The sequence below is a fragment of the Anabaena sp. FACHB-1391 genome (genome assembly GCF_014696755.1).
In the GTDB taxonomy this organism is placed as follows: Bacteria; Cyanobacteriota; Cyanobacteriia; order Cyanobacteriales; family Nostocaceae; genus Dolichospermum; species Dolichospermum planctonicum.
In genome coordinates, this window is the sequence record NZ_JACJQS010000012.1 from 34790 (window position 1) to 52379 (window position 17590).

Annotated in this window: 16 protein-coding genes and 1 pseudogene; 2 read left to right on the forward strand and 15 right to left on the reverse strand. The window is 35.6% G+C overall.

Annotation, left to right across the window (positions count from 1 at the left end; translation table 11 throughout):
• Nucleotide 1: 1 nt before the first annotated feature.
• The 14 genes and pseudogenes from cas1d to H6F62_RS07840 form a co-directional block, all read right to left on the reverse strand.
• The gene (cas1d, locus tag H6F62_RS07775; protein WP_190371740.1) at nucleotides 2-1006 is read right to left on the reverse strand and encodes a type I-D CRISPR-associated endonuclease Cas1d; all 1005 of its coding nucleotides are present in this window, start codon (nucleotides 1004-1006) and stop codon (nucleotides 2-4) included.
• A 90-nt stretch (nucleotides 1007-1096) separates the two neighbouring features.
• Nucleotides 1097-1771: a CRISPR-associated protein Cas4 gene (gene cas4, locus H6F62_RS07780; protein ID WP_137908163.1), complete on the reverse strand. Its 675-nt coding sequence runs from the start codon at nucleotides 1769-1771 to the stop codon at nucleotides 1097-1099.
• A 44-nt stretch (nucleotides 1772-1815) separates the two neighbouring features.
• Complete coding sequence (locus H6F62_RS07785; protein WP_190371741.1) at nucleotides 1816-2184, reverse strand: four helix bundle protein; 369 nt, start codon at nucleotides 2182-2184, stop codon at nucleotides 1816-1818.
• A 117-nt stretch (nucleotides 2185-2301) separates the two neighbouring features.
• On the reverse strand, nucleotides 2302-3120 hold the full coding sequence (gene cas6, locus H6F62_RS07790; protein WP_190371742.1) for a CRISPR-associated endoribonuclease Cas6: 819 nt from the start codon (nucleotides 3118-3120) through the stop codon (nucleotides 2302-2304).
• A gap of 83 nt (nucleotides 3121-3203) precedes the next feature.
• Nucleotides 3204-3911, reverse strand: coding sequence for a type I-D CRISPR-associated protein Cas5/Csc1 (gene cas5d / locus H6F62_RS07795; RefSeq protein WP_190371743.1), 708 nt, complete (start codon nucleotides 3909-3911; stop codon nucleotides 3204-3206).
• Nucleotides 3912-3973: 62 nt separating this feature from the next.
• Nucleotides 3974-4984, reverse strand: coding sequence for a type I-D CRISPR-associated protein Cas7/Csc2 (gene cas7d, locus H6F62_RS07800; RefSeq protein ID WP_137908167.1), 1011 nt, complete (start codon nucleotides 4982-4984; stop codon nucleotides 3974-3976).
• Between the two features lie 50 nt (nucleotides 4985-5034).
• On the reverse strand, nucleotides 5035-5640 hold the full coding sequence (locus tag H6F62_RS07805; protein ID WP_190371744.1) for a type I restriction enzyme HsdR N-terminal domain-containing protein: 606 nt from the start codon (nucleotides 5638-5640) through the stop codon (nucleotides 5035-5037).
• Between the two features lie 81 nt (nucleotides 5641-5721).
• Nucleotides 5722-8004, reverse strand: coding sequence for a type I-D CRISPR-associated helicase Cas3' (gene cas3, locus H6F62_RS07810; RefSeq protein WP_190371745.1), 2283 nt, complete (start codon nucleotides 8002-8004; stop codon nucleotides 5722-5724).
• A complete protein-coding gene (gene cas5d / locus H6F62_RS07815; protein ID WP_190371746.1) occupies nucleotides 7997-8755 on the reverse strand; it encodes a type I-D CRISPR-associated protein Cas5/Csc1 in 759 nt (252 codons plus the stop codon). Before cas5d (H6F62_RS07815) ends, cas3 begins: the two co-directional genes overlap by 8 nt.
• A gap of 3 nt (nucleotides 8756-8758) precedes the next feature.
• A complete protein-coding gene (gene cas7d, locus H6F62_RS07820) occupies nucleotides 8759-9787 on the reverse strand; it encodes a type I-D CRISPR-associated protein Cas7/Csc2 (RefSeq protein ID WP_190371747.1) in 1029 nt (342 codons plus the stop codon).
• Nucleotides 9788-9815: 28 nt separating this feature from the next.
• Entirely contained in the window at nucleotides 9816-12509 is a 2694-nt protein-coding gene (locus tag H6F62_RS07825; protein ID WP_190371748.1) for a CRISPR-associated protein Csc3, read from the reverse strand.
• A gap of 67 nt (nucleotides 12510-12576) precedes the next feature.
• Nucleotides 12577-13029, reverse strand: coding sequence for a nucleotidyltransferase domain-containing protein (locus H6F62_RS07830; protein ID WP_190371749.1), 453 nt, complete (start codon nucleotides 13027-13029; stop codon nucleotides 12577-12579).
• Nucleotides 13028-13474: pseudogene (locus H6F62_RS07835) on the reverse strand (DUF1016 N-terminal domain-containing protein); the annotation flags it as partial. The pseudogene H6F62_RS07835 and the gene H6F62_RS07830, both read right to left, overlap by 2 nt.
• Nucleotides 13467-13676: a DUF433 domain-containing protein gene (locus H6F62_RS07840; protein ID WP_190371751.1), complete on the reverse strand. Its 210-nt coding sequence runs from the start codon at nucleotides 13674-13676 to the stop codon at nucleotides 13467-13469. The pseudogene H6F62_RS07835 and the gene H6F62_RS07840, both read right to left, overlap by 8 nt.
• A gap of 156 nt (nucleotides 13677-13832) precedes the next feature.
• Here H6F62_RS07840 and H6F62_RS07845 point away from each other — a divergent pair, with 156 nt between their 5' ends.
• Nucleotides 13833-14705 (forward strand): WYL domain-containing protein, encoded by an 873-nt coding sequence (locus H6F62_RS07845; protein ID WP_190371752.1) that lies wholly within the window; start codon nucleotides 13833-13835, stop codon nucleotides 14703-14705.
• A gap of 320 nt (nucleotides 14706-15025) precedes the next feature.
• On the opposite strand, the gene H6F62_RS07850 is transcribed toward H6F62_RS07845, so the two are convergent.
• Entirely contained in the window at nucleotides 15026-16888 is a 1863-nt protein-coding gene (locus tag H6F62_RS07850) for a S8 family peptidase (RefSeq protein ID WP_190371753.1), read from the reverse strand.
• 219 nt (nucleotides 16889-17107) lie between these two features.
• Here H6F62_RS07850 and H6F62_RS07855 point away from each other — a divergent pair, with 219 nt between their 5' ends.
• Nucleotides 17108-17530, forward strand: a complete 423-nt coding sequence (locus tag H6F62_RS07855; RefSeq protein WP_137908175.1) for a hypothetical protein — start codon at nucleotides 17108-17110, stop codon at nucleotides 17528-17530.
• Nucleotides 17531-17590 lie beyond the last annotated feature (60 nt).

A 17590-nucleotide genomic window follows, 5' to 3' on the forward strand; every position in this document is an offset into this window, starting at 1 on the left:
TTCATTTGAGTACCAAAGGGGTATATTTATCAGTTGTGTCCATTAAATACTTAGCCAGTAATCTTGCTTGCAATTCAAAAGCTTCTCGATAAGTACATTTACGTCCCATTACCGGGTGTTTAAACTCTGATATTTTTTTCTTTTCGTACAAAGTCAAAAAAGTTTTGCGTCCTTCTGGAGTGAGAGAAACAGCGCCACTTAATGGTTCAGTTACAAAATCTGCTGGGGTTAATAATTGCTTATTCAAAACAGATAAAACCACCGCATCTACCACCAAAGGACGAAATTCTTCCATTAAATCTAAAGCTAAAGAAGGGCGATTATAGCGATCAAAATGTAGGTATCCTAAATATGGATCAAAACCGACAATATTCACAGCACTTTGCACATCATGACGCAATAAAGAATAACCAAAACTTAACAATGAATTTACTGGATCTGTAGGTGGACGACGGACACGCTTAGTAAAAGAAAATTGAGAATTACGAATCAGACGATCAAAACAACCAAAATAAGCAGCACTACCAGAACCTTCTAAACCACGCAAAGAACTGATATTTTCAGTTGAACTAATTGCAGTAATGACCTGTTCAATGCGAGGAATACTTTTAGATAGATCAATATCACTAAATTCACGCTGATACCGCATTAAAGTTTGGCGATAATTTTTTAATTTCCCCCTCACAAAACCTTGAACAGCATGAATAGATTTAGGTGTTTCTCCTGCTGCTTGCCATTGTGCTTGGCGAATGAAAATATTGCCAGTCATTTCTGGCTGTAACCGTCCCAAATAATGACCAATATTACTGATAAAAGATAGAGGAATATGGCGTTCCATTAACTCAAAAATAACCGCTGGTGAAATAGTTGCTCGTCCTAAAATAACTACACCTTCCAGATGAATAAAAGGAATATCTTGAAGAATTTTCTTTTCAAATTTCACATGAATCCGTTCATCAACCTTACCAATAAAAGCATCATCTTGTGTGATGTAAAGAGTACCCATGATTAAATCCTCAAAATAGGTGACAGTTGACAGTTGACAGTTGACAGTAAAAGGAGTTTTAGAAAGGTTTTTGCATCAAGTATAAATTTCTCAATCTGCTTCTTGATAACGCCCCACTTTATCAGCAACTTGTGGCAAACATCGAGAATAAAGACTACAAGCATCACAGCGTTTTGTTTTGACAGCTTTTGGCATAGCACCTGTAAACAGTAAGGTTTGGATAGCTTCAATAGTCGCAATAGTAATACTTCGTAATTCTGGGGTAATTTCTACTAATTTGCGTTGATGAGTTTGAGCATAATAGATATAGCCAGTATTGATATTTTTGCCTGTCATTTCCTCCAAACACAAAGCCTGAGCGCAAACTTGCAATTCATCATTATCCCATTCTCCTTTACGTCCGCGTTTATATTCAATAGGGTAAAATTCGCCATTTTCAAATTCAATTAAATCAGATTTACCGATAAGTTGATATTGCTCTGATTTCAGATAAATAGCGCGTATCTGCCAAGTTTCCTCACGATTTTGTCCTCCAACTGTGTGAACTCGTTCATGTAAACTTGTACCTTCAATGGTATATTGATTATCAACAAATTCACCAGCACAATGAATCAACCAGCAACGGTGAGGACAATAGGAATATTGATTTAAAGAGGCAATATTAACGTAATCCTCATCAGAGGTGACAGGTGACTGGTAATAGGTGACAGGTGACAGGTTACAGGTTACAGTAGGAAGAGAGTTAGTTTGATTTTGTTTAGTCATAGTTAATTAAAAGTGGTAAAAGTTGATAGTGGGAAGAAAGTTAGTTATGGTGTATTTAAGATTTTCAAACGAAGAGAAGTGAGCATTTTACTAATTTCTATAATCAGGGATAATGTAGGATTTGCCTGTTCTGAAGTTAGATAAGTTAACCTAACTGCAAGCATTAAAAAAGTTTCTGTTCCCATTAATGAACCCTTAGCTATAGATAAAAAATGTCCAAAATCGTTTTTAGTTATTCCTCGTCCATGACCTTCGGCAATATTGGCTGGAACAGATGCAGCCGCACGGGTAATTTGTGAAGTAAGACGATAAATTTCTGTATTTGGAAATCCAGCAGCTAATTGATAGATATTCACTACCATATCCATTGATTTTTGCCACACAATTAAATCTCGATGTGATTCAATCTTCATAAATAACTCCTCTTATCTTTTCTCTTTTCTCTTTTTACTTCTTAACTGTCACCTGTCACCTCTCCCCGTGGCGTAGCACCTGTCACCTGTCACCTGTCACCTCTCCCCTGTCACCTCTCACCTTCTCCTCACCATGCCCATACCCATAGTTGTTTTTCTGCCAACACCTGCATATAAAGCAAAATCAGCTAAGGCGTTAATTTGTTTAATTGCTGTTGTTTCTACATTGCCAAGAATGCGATAACTAATTTCACCCAAACAACCAATAAATTTGTTGTCATAGTTGCTAATAACCTGAGTATTGATATTAAAAGCACTAGCATAAATTGATTCAAAAGAAATATTGGTTAATTCAATACCGCTATATTTATGCCACCGATTTAGTAGACTATTGAATACAGATTCCCGTGTTGGTAAAACATTATCAAATTCACCTTGACGAAAAGCTACAGGTGTAGAAAAGATGAAATTAAGATTGCGTTCTATTTCACTTGCTTGTTGATATAAATGGTAATAAGTACAAGCATTAGCCCAAGGTTGATTAGATTGGGGTGTACCCTGAATGCTAGTAATATATAGGTTGGCTGAACCTAAGTGCCAAGGTTTTTCCGGGTTGATATTTAACCATAAAGGGGTGAGTTGACTAAATAAATTGTCATTTAATAAAGAAATACGCCACCAACAAGAACTACCAGCAGGAATAGGGTTTTGATGGGCATATTGCAAAGTATAAGATTGGGTTTTATGTTTGTTTTGTACCTGCAATGGTGAGAGAGTAAAGGCTTTATCGGCGTTGGATTCGTGTAAGTAGTCTCCTAATTTTCTATCAACAGAACTGACTAGGTTAAGAAATAAGGCGTGGTAATGTCTCCCGGTGAGGAAATTGGGGTAAATTGGAGATTGGGGGATGATGTTGAGGATGAGACTATGGGGCATATTTTTGATGGTTGAAAATTTTAAGTTAAGGGCGGGCAAGATGCCCACCCCACAGGATTTGTAAGTGTGAAAATGATGAGAATTTAAGCCTTAAATCTATATTGCATTTGTTTGGGAATTTTTACATTTTTGACATCATCAAAATCGTAATATTCTCCTTGCATTTGCACATTTTGAATCAGACTTACTGGCGGCATATTTACCACATCATAGCTAATTACTCGATTAGTAAACATGACATCTAAAGGATTTAAAGGATGAGTACAAGTAAATAAATCAGTTTTAGTTTTTGGTGGTGGTAATTTCTCAACGGTAATTTCTGCTTTACTCATCCATTTACCTAAACGAATCCATTTAGGTAATTTGATGTCTTTTTGAGCAATTAGAAAGAACTCAAATTGACTTTCTGGGGCAATTTCCTTTGCTCTACCAAAACTGGGAATATTCTTTTGGGTTTTTTCCATTTCTACATGGTAGTTATTATTTGCATATTTCCATGTATTTAGAACAGATGAATGATGCAAAGAACGAGCCGGAGTTATATAAATTCCTTGCTCATTTAAAGGAGTTAAATGTGCTGCATATTTTGGTACTTGTTCGGGACAGAAATAGCGATAAGAATCTTCTTCTGCAACGGTTGTTGAGTAGATTTGACTATCAACTAAACCGAGTGCATAACAAAGTGCGTAGTTATGAACTATGGCTTCTGTTTCGTAAAGTCTGCCAATTTCACGGGTGGCAAAATAGAGGCTGTCATGTAGTTCTAATTTGCAGCGATAGATAATGGTCATAGTGGTGATGATGGGGTATAGATTCCCGACTTCTTTGAGAAGTCGAGAATCTGAATATTCAACTACTTAGTTTTAGCGGCTGTTTTCTTTTTGCTAATATGTTTGCTGGCATATTCTTTAGCTTCAGTATCAGCTTTTTGCAAAATTGATTTAATTCCTGCTTCGTTATTTGTGAGAGATTTAACTTCATTAATTAGCGGAATAAAAGCATCACCAATAAAGTCTGTATGCACAATAAATTCATCATTCATTAAACTCTCAATTGCACTTTTAGCAGATGTAATTACATCATCTTCATCTAAAGGATCTGGAGATTTGAGAGTATTATTTGCTTTCATTTGGTCATATATGGCTTGAGTCCAACGCAGGTTACTGGTAATTTCTCCATCAGCAAAAATCACACCGACTAATTCATTTCTAACACGACCTGTACGGGTTGTTTGTGCGCCATAGTGACGAGTTCGGAGGATGTTATTAAAAACATACAGGAAACTAGCTTCTGTGGGGTCTTTTAATGTGACAATGCTGGGGAAAAATACCTGTGGTCTAATGTGGTCTTGTTGATTAATTCTGCTAGTAACTTCACCAGCTTTAGAACCACTTTCTCCTTTAGAAGCCATTGTCCCATTTTCAAAAGGAGCATTGAGAGTAAAGGTTTCATGAGATTCATCAAAAGCAGTAATTGAAAATGCGGTATCTACCACAACTTTGGATTTTTCTGAACCAGAATCACCAATAGCAAAACCGTAAATTATACAATCAGGGTTATCCATTGCAAAAGATACGTTATATTCACATTCTTCTGCTGTCATAAATTTGTATTTCCGCAATAATTCCCGACCTACTAATCTTTCTGGTGTAGACTGTTTACGTTTGAACATGGAAAGACGGCTAATGGTGTTTTTGTCTTTAACTCCTGCTCTTACTCGTGCTTTATTTAGTTCGCTATCTGTTTGGAATAAAGGGTAAGATTCAGTAACACGAATAGTTAAAAAGTGGACATATTTTCCCATTGGTTTGTAGGGAATTTCTGTTTGAAATAATTTAGCGTCAACGGTTTTTAAGAGTGACATAATTTTCTCCTGGAAATAAATGTTTAATGGCGATGAGAGTCAATTAAATGTTAAATGAGAGCTTGAACGAGAATCCGCATTAAGGGGTCTACGTCATCAGGAACACGATAACTATCAAGTCCTTGAGTAAGATGTTTATTAATGCGATCTAGTTGTGCAAATTCCCATATTTTGCCAGTGGTAACTGAACCAATAAGGTGAGTTTGTTGTTGATTTTCTTGCCATTTATCTAGGGCAATTAATTCTGCAAAAAGCTGTGTCATACCATAATCTAAATCCTCTTTTTTAGCTTCGATTACTAAGAGGTTATTGCGATTTTTAATCAGATAATCAAAGTAACCTTGTAGTTGTTCGCTGACTTTAATTTGATATTCAATTCTCACCTGTGATTTAGTATAGTGAACTAAGTCTAAAATTATTGGAGAAATTAATACTTCTCTGCGACTTGTCTCATTGGCTAAATCAAAGTATGGAAGAATTTCATCAAGTCTTTCTTGCAATTCTTGTAATCGGTCTAGATTTTCTTGATATTGGGGTAAATTCAAACGTTTTCGAGTAAATGTATAGCCAAATTCTTGAGCAAAATCTTGAGGTGAAATGTGCATCTCAAAATATTTGCTAAAAGTATAAGATTGAGTATGATCAAGAATAGTCATAATCTAATTTTCCTCGGTTTGAATCTCTGTAATTTGATCGGGTTTATTTTGTCAACTTTATTGATGGTTATGGGTATAAGATTAAGCAATTAAAACTTCATCATCTGGAAGTTGTAACTGTTTAAGTTTCATGGCAATGGTTAAGATACCTGATAAACCTGTTAAAAATTGATATTCTCTTTCACCATCATTACAAACAATAGTTATAGGATAGGAAATTATTCCTTGTTTACGTAATTGAAAAATCACAGCAGCATTAGCTATGGGACAAATAATTACTCCTGGTAAGAGATATTTTGATAACATTTGTAATGCTGGTGTTGGTCTAATTGCATCTCCAATTTTACGAACAACTTGACAATTTGGAAAAGCTGTTAATTTATTGATTTCCGTACTAGCAAACTCTCGTTTACTATCAGGGTAACGCATTCTAAAACTGATGTTATAGATTTCCTTAGCACGACTTTGAATTTCTATAACTTCACCGTTTTGGAAAAATTCATAATACCTCAATAAGTGAAAAGGATCTAATTGTGTTTCCTCAGATTCATCTAAAATAAATCCACGGGTATCTCGAATGGGAAGAGTATCAAATAAGCTATAGCGAAAACTAAATAAAGGTGCATAGCTGGTACTAAATATCTCGGCAAATTCTTTTAACTCAGTCAGTATATCATCGTGCTTTTTAAATATTTCCTCATATTCTTCTATCGTTGTCCGTCCAGTTTCTAAATCATCCCATTCTTGAGGTGATTTGACTTTGATAAATCTTTTAACAAAAGCTTGACCACCTTTAATGTATTTCCACTCTTTTCTGATTTTTTCTAATGGTACTTTACTTATGTTTTCAGCACCTTGTAAAACTTTCATTCTGTAGCGGCATTCTTCCCAAGTTCGTTTACTTTCAAAAATTAGTCTTAATGTATCAAACAGTTTGGGAATTAATTCAGCACCAGGTATTTTATCAAGTAATTCTTCCAATTCTAATAAAGGACGTGCTATTTCTAGTGATGCTTCTGAATGCCAATAAGCTTTTAGGAAAGGTTTATCTAAACAAGGAAGTTTATCTAACATCTCTTTGATTGCTGCACGTCCACCAGTAGTATCAAGAGAAGTTATATTTTGTTCCCATGCTTCAGCAGGTAAATAAGCAATGGCTTCTGAATCTATATTAGTTTCAGATTTACCTAAAACACGGCCTACTCTACCTATTCTTTGCCAAAATGCCGAGCGATCGCGTGCCGAAAAAATCAACCAATCTAAATTTTGTCTTGTGGGTTCAGGAGTTCTTTCAAAGTTAAATCCTACATCTACAGTGCTAGTTGCTAAAATGATTTGACGTTGCATAGCACTATGTCTATCTTTTTTTGGTGCAGGTCCTGTGATACGTCCAATATGTTCACTAAGTCCTTGCTGTTTTAGTAAATCTGAGAGACGATTAATATTATCCAAAGAATCAAGAATTACTGCACCATTTTCATTTGGTTTATATTGAAAACGTTTAACAACTTCTGCTGCTATTTCTGTTATCCATTCTTCTTTAGTATCTGGTTTAGGTCGTAATTCTAAATTAACTGCTGTTTGTGATGGTAAAAGCTGACCATTATTTGCTTCTCCATCAATTCTTGCTATTCTCACACCTGCATTTTGTAAATTTTCTAATGCTAATTCACAAGCTGGTTCAGGTGTTGCTGTCAGTAATACTACCTTACGTCCATATTGGAAAAATTTAAAAACGTGAGAATAAGCAAGATAAAATAACATCCCTACTAACTGTTTAGCATCATAAAGATGAAATTCATCAAAGATAACTGTAGAGAATTTAGTGTAGAAACCACTAGCAATATTACCTTTATCTAACCTGTTGTATGCAAAGAAAGTTGCATAGTAAAAAATATCAGGGTTAGTTACTAGCAAAATCGGTGTATTAGCACCAATATCACTAAAAATAGTTGCCGGATTTCGCAAAACATTATATAGCTTTTCTCCTGGACGATTGCCAACTTTATCACTAGGCCAATTTTTAATCTCTTTAGCTGAAGCTGATTTAACTACATGAGGTAAATTGGCATCTTTAACAAATTTTTGTGCTGCTTCTGTTTGTTGTTCAATTAAAGCATTAGTTGGAGCTATATAAACAGCACTTTTTGTAGGTTGATGTAATAAAACTGTTAATCCAGCTTTAGTTTTACCTGTACCAGTGGGTGCTAAATCCAGAATAATATCGGCATTTTTTAACTTTTCAAATACATCAATTTGATGTTGTAGTGGTTGACTACCCATAAAAAATAATTCACTTGGTGGAGATACACAAGCTGAAATACTCCGATCTTCTAACCTGATAACTAATTTTTGATTACTCATTTCTGTTTTCTCTACCACAATAATGTAAACCTGCGGGTACAATCATTTCTCCAATTTGCCAAGCTGCACCACGGAAGTGGAGATTTTTTAATATCGGTGCAGGAGGTATAGAGATTAAGTCAAATGCAAATACTTCTATTTGTGTTGGTAAATCAGCAACATTTAGGTAAAATTGACTTTTATATTCGCCTTCTGGGAGTAAAGTTATAGGAAACTCTTTTAAGACATTCACTTTAACTTTACTAGCGAATTTTCCCACACGAATATAATCTGGTAATTGTTGATTTCCAAATACTAATGTTTGGAATTTATTACCCCTTTCAATCATGCGTAATCTGCCAGTTTGAGGAAAATTACTTGCTCTAAAGGAACTAGGTTTTGTACCTTGACGTTGTAATGGTAAATCTTCTCTCGCAGTTGCTACACGGTTATTAGTCATGGTGTACCAATAAGCATCAGAAAGAGCGTTAAATCTTTCAAATCTAAATGTAACTCTGCCTATTGGTGAAGCTGGTAAAATGTAGCAAGATGACGCTATTGCTTGAAAATCTTCTTTGTAGGTTGGTCGTCCTGTAGCCTGACCTTGGAGACGATAGGGGGAATTTACCCAACCTAAAGCATAGGTTAAAGCATAATTCCCAAGTAACCCCTCAGTGTAATAGGTATCAGACAACTCCCTAGAGGCAAAAAAGACTGGTTCAAGACAGTTTAATTCAATAAGTTTTGCCTGTGAAAAAGGAATTGTTGACATAATTTAACTCTCTACTTCAACTGGAGTATTTTTGTTTTTACCTTTACCTTTACCTTTGTTTTTCTCAGGTGCTACTTGACGGAAAGGTTCATAGGATTGACTTAAACGCTTGAGAAAAGTATCACGTTCTGCTTCTGACCAGTGAGTTTCTACATCAGTAATTAAATTTGCTAATTCTTGATCAGATAATTGCACAGAAACCCCTCTTCTGTTTTGCCAATTTGTAATTACTTGCTTGGTTGCTGTGATGACTCTATTAATATTTAAAGGGTGTTCTAAAGGTTCACCTAAAGCACTGTATGTAGCTTGTACAAGTTCCAAGGAGCTAGGTAATTCGGTAATACTGCCAAAAATACCTAATATTTGATTTTCCATTCTTCCTACACGACTGGAAACAGCACCATAACGACTGGTAAAAAGAATATTTCCGATAATGTAGCGCAGTTCATCAGCAGTTACATCTTTGAGTGTGACAACATCTAAAAAATGAACTCCTGGTTTGATGTATTCGCTAGTATTTAAAGATGTTGAAGCTTTAGTATCCTCTTCTCGCTTTAAACGCATTGTACCGTTTTCATAAATGGCGTTAATAGTGCGATCGCCTACCACATCAGTAGCGGATAATATACTAAAAGCATCTTCAGTCCAAATACGGCTTTTTTGTGCGCCACCTCCACCAGCAGCAAAACCATAAAGGAAACAATCTACACACATTTCACAAGGTGCATTAGTATTTAAAGAACAAAGAGAACCATCTTTACTGTATAGGAGTTCATGCGCCCTTAAATGTTCTCTTCCATAACGTCTTTCTGGTGCTACTTGTTTACGTTTAGTCATCACTAAACGTTGAATAATATTATCATTATTCACACCAGCTTGAACAAACTCGTTACACATTGATTCACCAGAACCTTCTGTGCGAAAAATCGTTTCTGAGTGAGTTGTTCTGAGAACAATTAAGGTAATAAACCGACCTTTGGGGAAATTTTCATAGGTGGTTGCAAGAACAGGGGAAAGTTTTTGAATTGACATGATAAACTCCTGGTTGGTTAATGATTAATTAAACGTTTGTATTTGTGTCATCAGAATCATCTTCTGATTTATTTTTAAGCTGTTTACGTGCTTCTTCTAAGAAAAATAAATAAGCAGCTTCTAAAGTCTTTTGATCAGATAACAACTTTTCTGGACGTGCTGAGTAAACTTCCTCATATAGCTTGTGTAATACATCGTAATAACGCTTGACTTTTTCACGTTTGGTTGCTCCTACATGATATTCACTAATCCGATCTAAACGAGTATGATATTGCTGTACCAAAGCTGCAAACATTACCTCTAAATCTAAATAAGGTTTTTGAGTTTTGACAGCAGCAATAAAAGCTGTCAAAGGTTCTGATTGAGCAGTTCTTTTAAATGAACTTCCCCAAATTCTGCCTTCTGCTGCTATTTGAGCAGCTTCCTTCAAATACTTAGTCAAAAGTGAATTTTCATTAGGCATAAGGCTCTCCATTAATGTATTTAACGGCTGACAAATACGACTCCAAATAACACTCAAATTCGGTTCATCTTGTTCTCGCAAAATCCAACGTAACAAAACAAAGTAAAGTTCAATTGGTCTATCACAAGTACGAGCTAAATCATATAAACAATCATCAGATTTCTGAATGCTGGCAACAGATATTGCTAATTCTCCAAGACAACGTAATCTTTCAAGAATTTTTTCTGCATCTTGACTTTGATAATATTGTCCATTTCCCAGTAAAGGTTGCAGTGCAGAGGGAATACCTTCAACTCTGCCATACACATCATCAAATAAATCTACCTCCATATTGCTGCTTAAAGTAAAAGGAAAACGAATATCTAAAGATAAAGATATTTCTAATCCTAATCTCAGTGATTTGAGTAAAGCTAAAGAAGCATTAACATCTCCCCAAACTAAAGGAATAATCACAGATGTATGAATAAAATCCGGTCGTTTAGGTAATGCTGCACCAACTACTTTATTAGCTTTAAATTCAAGTTGGTGATCTCGATAAAGTTGTAATTGATCAACAGTAACAGTACCTCCTTCAGCATTTGTATTTGCAAGTTTTTCTAAAAATTCCCGCCAAATTCTCAAAAGTTCAGGAGAAGAACCTTTAGGTAATGCTAAATGTAAATAAAGAGGTTCTTGTTTGCTAACTTTAGGGAATTTTGCACCAACTGTCATTAGTTGATAAGCTAAAGCCGCAATAGAATCTGCTTGTCTTTTTGGTTCAGCACTAATACCACCTGGTAAACGATTAGAAAAAGCCTGTACTTTTGTTCCAGGAGGCATATTTGCAGAAATTAATTCATCTATTTCACTGGATGTAGAACCTAAAGAACATCTTTGTCTAGGATTAGCTTCTACATAGGAACTTAAATCATTAATTCCAATTAACTGAGTAGCAAAAGGTAACTTTACCATTCTGTTAACTGCTAAAATCATTTCTTCAGATACTTCTATTTCTTCAGAAGTTTCTGTACTGTTATTTCTTAATTGAAAAGACTCTTTGAGAGCTTCGTTAATTCCTTCAATTCCGTTACTAGCTGCTTTTGCTGCAAATAAAGGTCGTCCATACTGACCATTAAATGGTTCAAGTGCAAGACGTTGATGTTCAGAAATTCCAGCATGATGAGCGATTTTATCCCAAACTTCTTTAGGGTTTAAACCTGCTTCTCGATAGCTTAGATAAGCTGCTTTCAAACCTTCAGATATAGCAAATTCTTCTGCATTACTTACAGATAATAATCCCAGTTCAGCAGCTTTTATTAGTGCTTCCTCACCAGCATTATCACCCCATTTAGTAACATCTTTAGCAATTTTATCTGATTTATAACCAGCTTTTTTCTTTTCTAAAAGAGCTTGAACATTGACCAAAACTTCATCAACATTTTGTTGAATAGCTTGATGAGTAACTTTGATACCATCTTTAGTAGGTCTGACAAGTTTCTCAATATTATTACCAAAAACTTGATCAATTTTACTTTGCCAAACAGCAGCGATTTCTTTGGTTAAATCTACATTTGGTAAATTTGACCCTTCAAACAGTTCGCTATCTGGAAAAATTGCGATTGTATGAAAGCCATATTTTTGTAAAACTGCTTCACAAGCACCCAGTAACAGAGATGTAATATAACCTTTATCTTCGGATAAACGTACTCGAAAAAGATTACATTTTCTGCCAAAAGCAACGGTTAATTCTGTTTCTATTTTGCGAATTCTTAGCTCATCTGGAATACCTAAATCAAACAAGTCCGCAGCAGTTAACATTGCTGCCCAACGTTCAATATTTGGGTCTTCTGGTAAAAATCTTGCCCCATCACTGACATTGTGACCTGAATGGCGTTCAATTAGTTTTCTGAGTAATTCTAAATCATCTTCTGTGTTTACAAAGCTAAGAACACAAGCCTTTTCAAGTTGTTCTTTTAAAAAGTCTTTATCTCTAGCTAAGGTTTTGACTTTTCGTTCTTGAGGATCTAATTTATTGAGGTCATGAACAGCAGTTGCAGCTAATAATAAAGGTCGTTTATCTTCTGCTACTTGTGCTATATGGCTGACTGTCAAAATGAATTGACAAGCAGAGTCTAAATGTTCTGCTAGAGTTCTACCTTTTCTCACACCATATTGATCATGATGTCCATGATTTTCATAAAGCTGGGGGCGAATTTCGCTAAAATAACGTTCCTCCAAAGATATGGGAGGACGATTTAAAAGCCGACCACGTTTAATCATTTTCTTCTTCCAATCTAATTCAATAAGAGTTAGTTTGTCTAACATAAATAGGATATTGATGTATTTGTCATACTTCCCACCTTTGTAAAAAATTTTCAATGGTTGCCAATTGGTTTTTTCTAATCATTGTAATTTCTGTATTACTCAATAATACCCTTTGTTTAAATTTTTCAAATTCATCTGCTGATTCTTCATATAATACCTTTCCATCACGAGCTACAAAATGGGCTATTAATTTGGAAGAATAATTAAGTTTGACAATATCAATTTTATCAGAATTGATTTTAAATATCTCTCCCAAAATTCCAGGTATTGCAAATAAAGCTAATGGGTGATCTTCAATGTATAAGTTATATTTTTCTTCATCACATAAAACCGCAAAATCCCAGTCACTATCGGCTTTGGTATTACCAGTTGCTCTAGAACCAAATAAAACTAACATTTTTAAGTAAGGTATTCTCTCAGGAATCTGTGAAGATAATTCTTGAAGTTCTGCAATTGTGGGAATACTGTTTTGCATAAGTTCTATTCTCAATCTGATGGATTAAAACATTTTTCGTCCAGCCAAACTTGCGAGTCATTCTCATGTAAAACTCACGTTCTAAGTCATTTTTACACTTTTCTAAAATGACTATATTCTGAGTCCAGCTAATTTCTGCCACCAATGGTGTCAGTTTTTCTTTGGAGTGATAAGCTAAATAAAAATCTCTCATTCTCCAAATATTTCGGGCTGAAAATCCGCTAATTCCTGGAAACTCTGTCTGTAGATCTTTGGCTAAATTTTCTACTACTGATCTACCCCAATTAGGATTTTGTTGTTGATTAAAAATCATTTTTCCAATTGCCCAATAAAGGTTAATCATTTCTCGATTAACTGCTTTTAAGGCTTGATACTCGACTAATATAATGAGTTGTTTGATTTCCATGAGTAGATTTGTGTATTTGTTGGCAATTGGGTTACTCATTTTTATTACCGTAAGCAATACAAGCTAAAATGTCATCTCTTTCTATACTGGGATATGCTTCTAAAATTGTCTCTATTGTTTCCCCTCCTGCACGTGAATCTAAAATTAGTGATACCCAAATTCTATGACCTTTAATACAAGGTTTACCAACACAAATATTTGGATCAATCGAAATTCGAGATAGTAAATTATTGGTACTCATTTCTGCTATTTCCTATTTAGTCCTTTTTACTGTTTTATTTTTGGTAATTCATTGAGACAATTAAAAACTGTCCGTAACTTATTGCTAAAATCTAGCATAACAGCCACAATAAAAATTGACAAGCGAAAACAAGTATAAAGTATACGGACACTTTTTATGAGTCGAAAAGGTCAATCTATTACCCTGTCGGTATCAGAGCGTGATAAAGCGCAACTAGAAGTGATCGCTCTCCAATTTGGGATGAAGTGGGGAGATGATCCCAATATCTCCAAACTGATCAAGGCCATAGCTCAACATGAATTAATAGTTAGTAAAAATAATGACTGGCAAGATTCACGTATCCGTGCTTTACATCGTTGCATAAGTGCATTAACGGACATCGGACAAAATGAACAAGCGGAAATTATCGCTAATTTGCTACTAGCACGCAGTGAATTATCCGTCCCTTTACGAAAGGAAATAGAAGGGTTTTTAAATAACTGCCGTCCATCTTGGCGGTTACAAATAGATCACTATATCTTACGTCAACAACCCTTTCAACTTGCTTATCAAGATGCGGCAGAAAGAGTAGTTAATTTTACTGTACGTTATGCCAAAATCACACCCTATGAAAAACGCCAATACCTTGACTGTTGGTGTGAAGAAACAGAAGGAAACTCTGACATACCAGAACTACAACATAATTGGTGTTTCCGTTTAGATAGAATTAACGAAGCAGCAGTTACGGAAATTACTGGACAATGGCATTCTAACCTAGATCAAATAGATGTAGAAATGCACATATTAAATAAGTTAGCGTTTGCCTATCAACCTAAACCAGAGGATAAAATAGTGGAATGGATACCAGATCAACCACAGGTCAAAAAAGTAATTAGAAGAATATCAAATACATTCTGGTTTATTCGGGAAATTATGCAATATTCGTCTGAATGTATTGTAGTTTCACCGGAGGATGTGCGATCGCGTATTAAAGGAAATCTCATCAAGCTATGTCAAAATTATGACCTAACTGCATCACTCACCAGTTAAGATCATTATAGGTAATAGCCCAGGATTTACAAATAGCTTGCACTACAGAGAAAACTTATGTTAAATTAGCACATTGGATGGTTGAAGATACGCAATCCTATGATCAGTTTTCATGATGATTGATTGTTAACTCATTCATAGGAAGTGATAACAGAAACAATAAACTCAAAACCCCGAAAAAATTTATTTTTTGGTATTGACAAAGAAATTTGAATATGTTATCCTTATTTTGATAAGGAAGAACTATTTTACTGTTATTGAATTAATAAAACACAGAGTCCCCGACTTGTTCAAAAAATCGGGGATATTTGTATTGAGAGTTAGACTTTTAAGAGGTTGTCAGTTGGTCCGTCCTTCTTCAAAGCTAACCGGGCTAATCCATAACAAAGTAGGGCATTGACAAGAAGGAAGATTCGTGATAGATGAATATTTGCTAAACCCCAAACAGTAGGACTATAAATAGCGGTAACTGTTAAACAAGCTGCTATACCTAAAGTTGAACCAATAGCAAACCATTTCCCAGTAGGATGTCCTAAAAATAAGGCTATCAACACAAAGGGAATTAAGACACTGGCAAAAAGAGGATTTAATGAGTCTGTTCCCTGTAAAGTGTTTCCTAGTTCGGGAATGGAACTACCTAAAAGCCGGAAAGGCCATTGGGGAAGGTCAAAGATATAAATTCCTTTGAGGAAAAATAAGCCAGAACTACCAAAAATCAAACCACTGGATAAAGACCAACTCCAAGCGAAGGGAAAATAAACCCGTAAAAACCAAGCCAGGAGATAAGAACCTATCACCATGAGTATTTTAGGCAATAAAGCGATCGCACCGCCATCTATCCAAAAACCAGGATTTAGATAGCCGTTTTCTCGCAACCACCGGAAAAAGTCAGGAACGCTAATTATACCATCACTAGCTAATTTAACCGCTGCTTCGGCGTTAAGTTGTCCAGCCCCATAATAGTTTAAACCATCATCTTGAATAACTCTCGCTGACTGCTGGAGAACCTGTAAAATTTCATTGGGTTCTTTAATTCCCAAAGCTTTAATTAATGCAGCTACACCCGCAACGTGGGGAGAAGCCATACTTGTTCCTTGCAGTCCGAGAAATAGACCCTCACCCTCTTCGTTAATAGTTTCTTGGAGAATTGTCCCAGTTTCACTACCACCAGGGGCGGAAATGTCCACACCTGCACCATAATTAGAATAAGATGCCCTTTCACCGTCAGGACCAAAGGACGCAACACCGATAACATGAGGATAACGGGCAGGATAACTAACGCCATTAGTGTTTTCATTCCCAGCGGCGGCTATAATAGTTACACCTTTATTATGAGCGTAATTAATCGCCTCCGCCATAAGTTGGCTTTCTCCACCACCACCTAAGCTCATATTAATTACATCTGCACCATTATCAGCGGCAAATTTGATAGCTTCAGCAATATCAGCTACTGTTCCTGCACCGTCAGCATTTAATACTTTTAGGGGCATAAGATTGGCTTCGTAGGCTACTCCCGCTACACCATAACTGTTATTAGTAGACTGGGCAACTGTACCAGCGACATGAGTTCCATGTCCATTGTCGTCTTGGGCTTGTTCTGTATCATTGACAAAATCATAGCCTTTGACAAATTTGGTTTCATGTAAATCACGGACTTTAGTAATACCAGTATCAATGACAGCAACAGTGATACCACTACCTTTAGTGCGTGTCCAAGCAGATTCTATACCGATTTTGTGTAAATTCCACTGTTTGCTATAATATTGATCATTGGGACCAATTAAAGAGGAATTTGGTTCTTTGTCGTTTTCTGGTGGTAGAATTTCCCCTAAGCGGGTGGTTTTATCTGTAGGTACAGTTTTGTAAATGTAATTGGGTTCGATAAATTCCGTAACTTTGACCAATGGGGATTTTTTTAAATCTGTGATTCTTTGGCGATCGCCTTTGATAATATATACATGATCTGCTGCTGAATATTTATTATCCAATTGGGGTGTAACATGATATTGTTGAGCGATCGCTTGTAAATCCTTTTGAATGAGATTTTCTGCTATATCTTCCCGAAAATCCAGTAAAATTGTCTCAAATTCGCCTTTAACTGCGAGTCCCTGAAAATGTAGAAATCCAAACACCGCAGTAGTCAGTCCCACAAAGAACAAGCAGAATAATATAAGTTTTTTCATATCCGCTGATCACCGCTTCTTGTCAGTTTGTTCACTACGATAACTCATATTATGGTATTTTTGGGAAAATTTAGGCTATAGTTGCTGACAGGTAACGGGGTGAAATGTTTCTGGTTTTGGTGCATAGGGTGGTGAAAATTAATCGTTTGACATCAATTCCATGAATAATAGTCTAGACTAAATAATAAGAAAAATCACACAAATCACAGAAATCAAAGTATGGAACGTGGTCTTTTATGGTTGCCTTTGTTAGTAGCATTTTTCTGGTTAGCGTGGCAAGGTTCACAGGAATATCAGAAACTTGAAGCTTATCGGATTTGGGCTGAAGAATTTGAACGAGCTAAATATGATATTTATGCTGTATTAGCTCAAAAAGGTAATGATATTACTTGGGGAAAACCAACAACTAAAGGACCAATTGCATTAGAAACTTTTTCTTTATTAGATGTTAAGGAAATTCGCTTTTTAGTGAATGGTAATGTGGTAGATATGGAAAATCCTCCGCAAAAAGGTAGAAAAATTGAATTGCAGTTTTTATTAACTAGTGATAAATCAATTTGTGTTCCTTTTACAGAAGTTCCCCTGGCCGCAAAATGGGGTAAATTTTTGCAAAGAACATTAGATACAGCAAGTTTAGCTTGAGTGAGGTAAACTTTATGCGGGCAAGACTTGTACTGAGTTTGGTCGAAGTATGCCCGCACC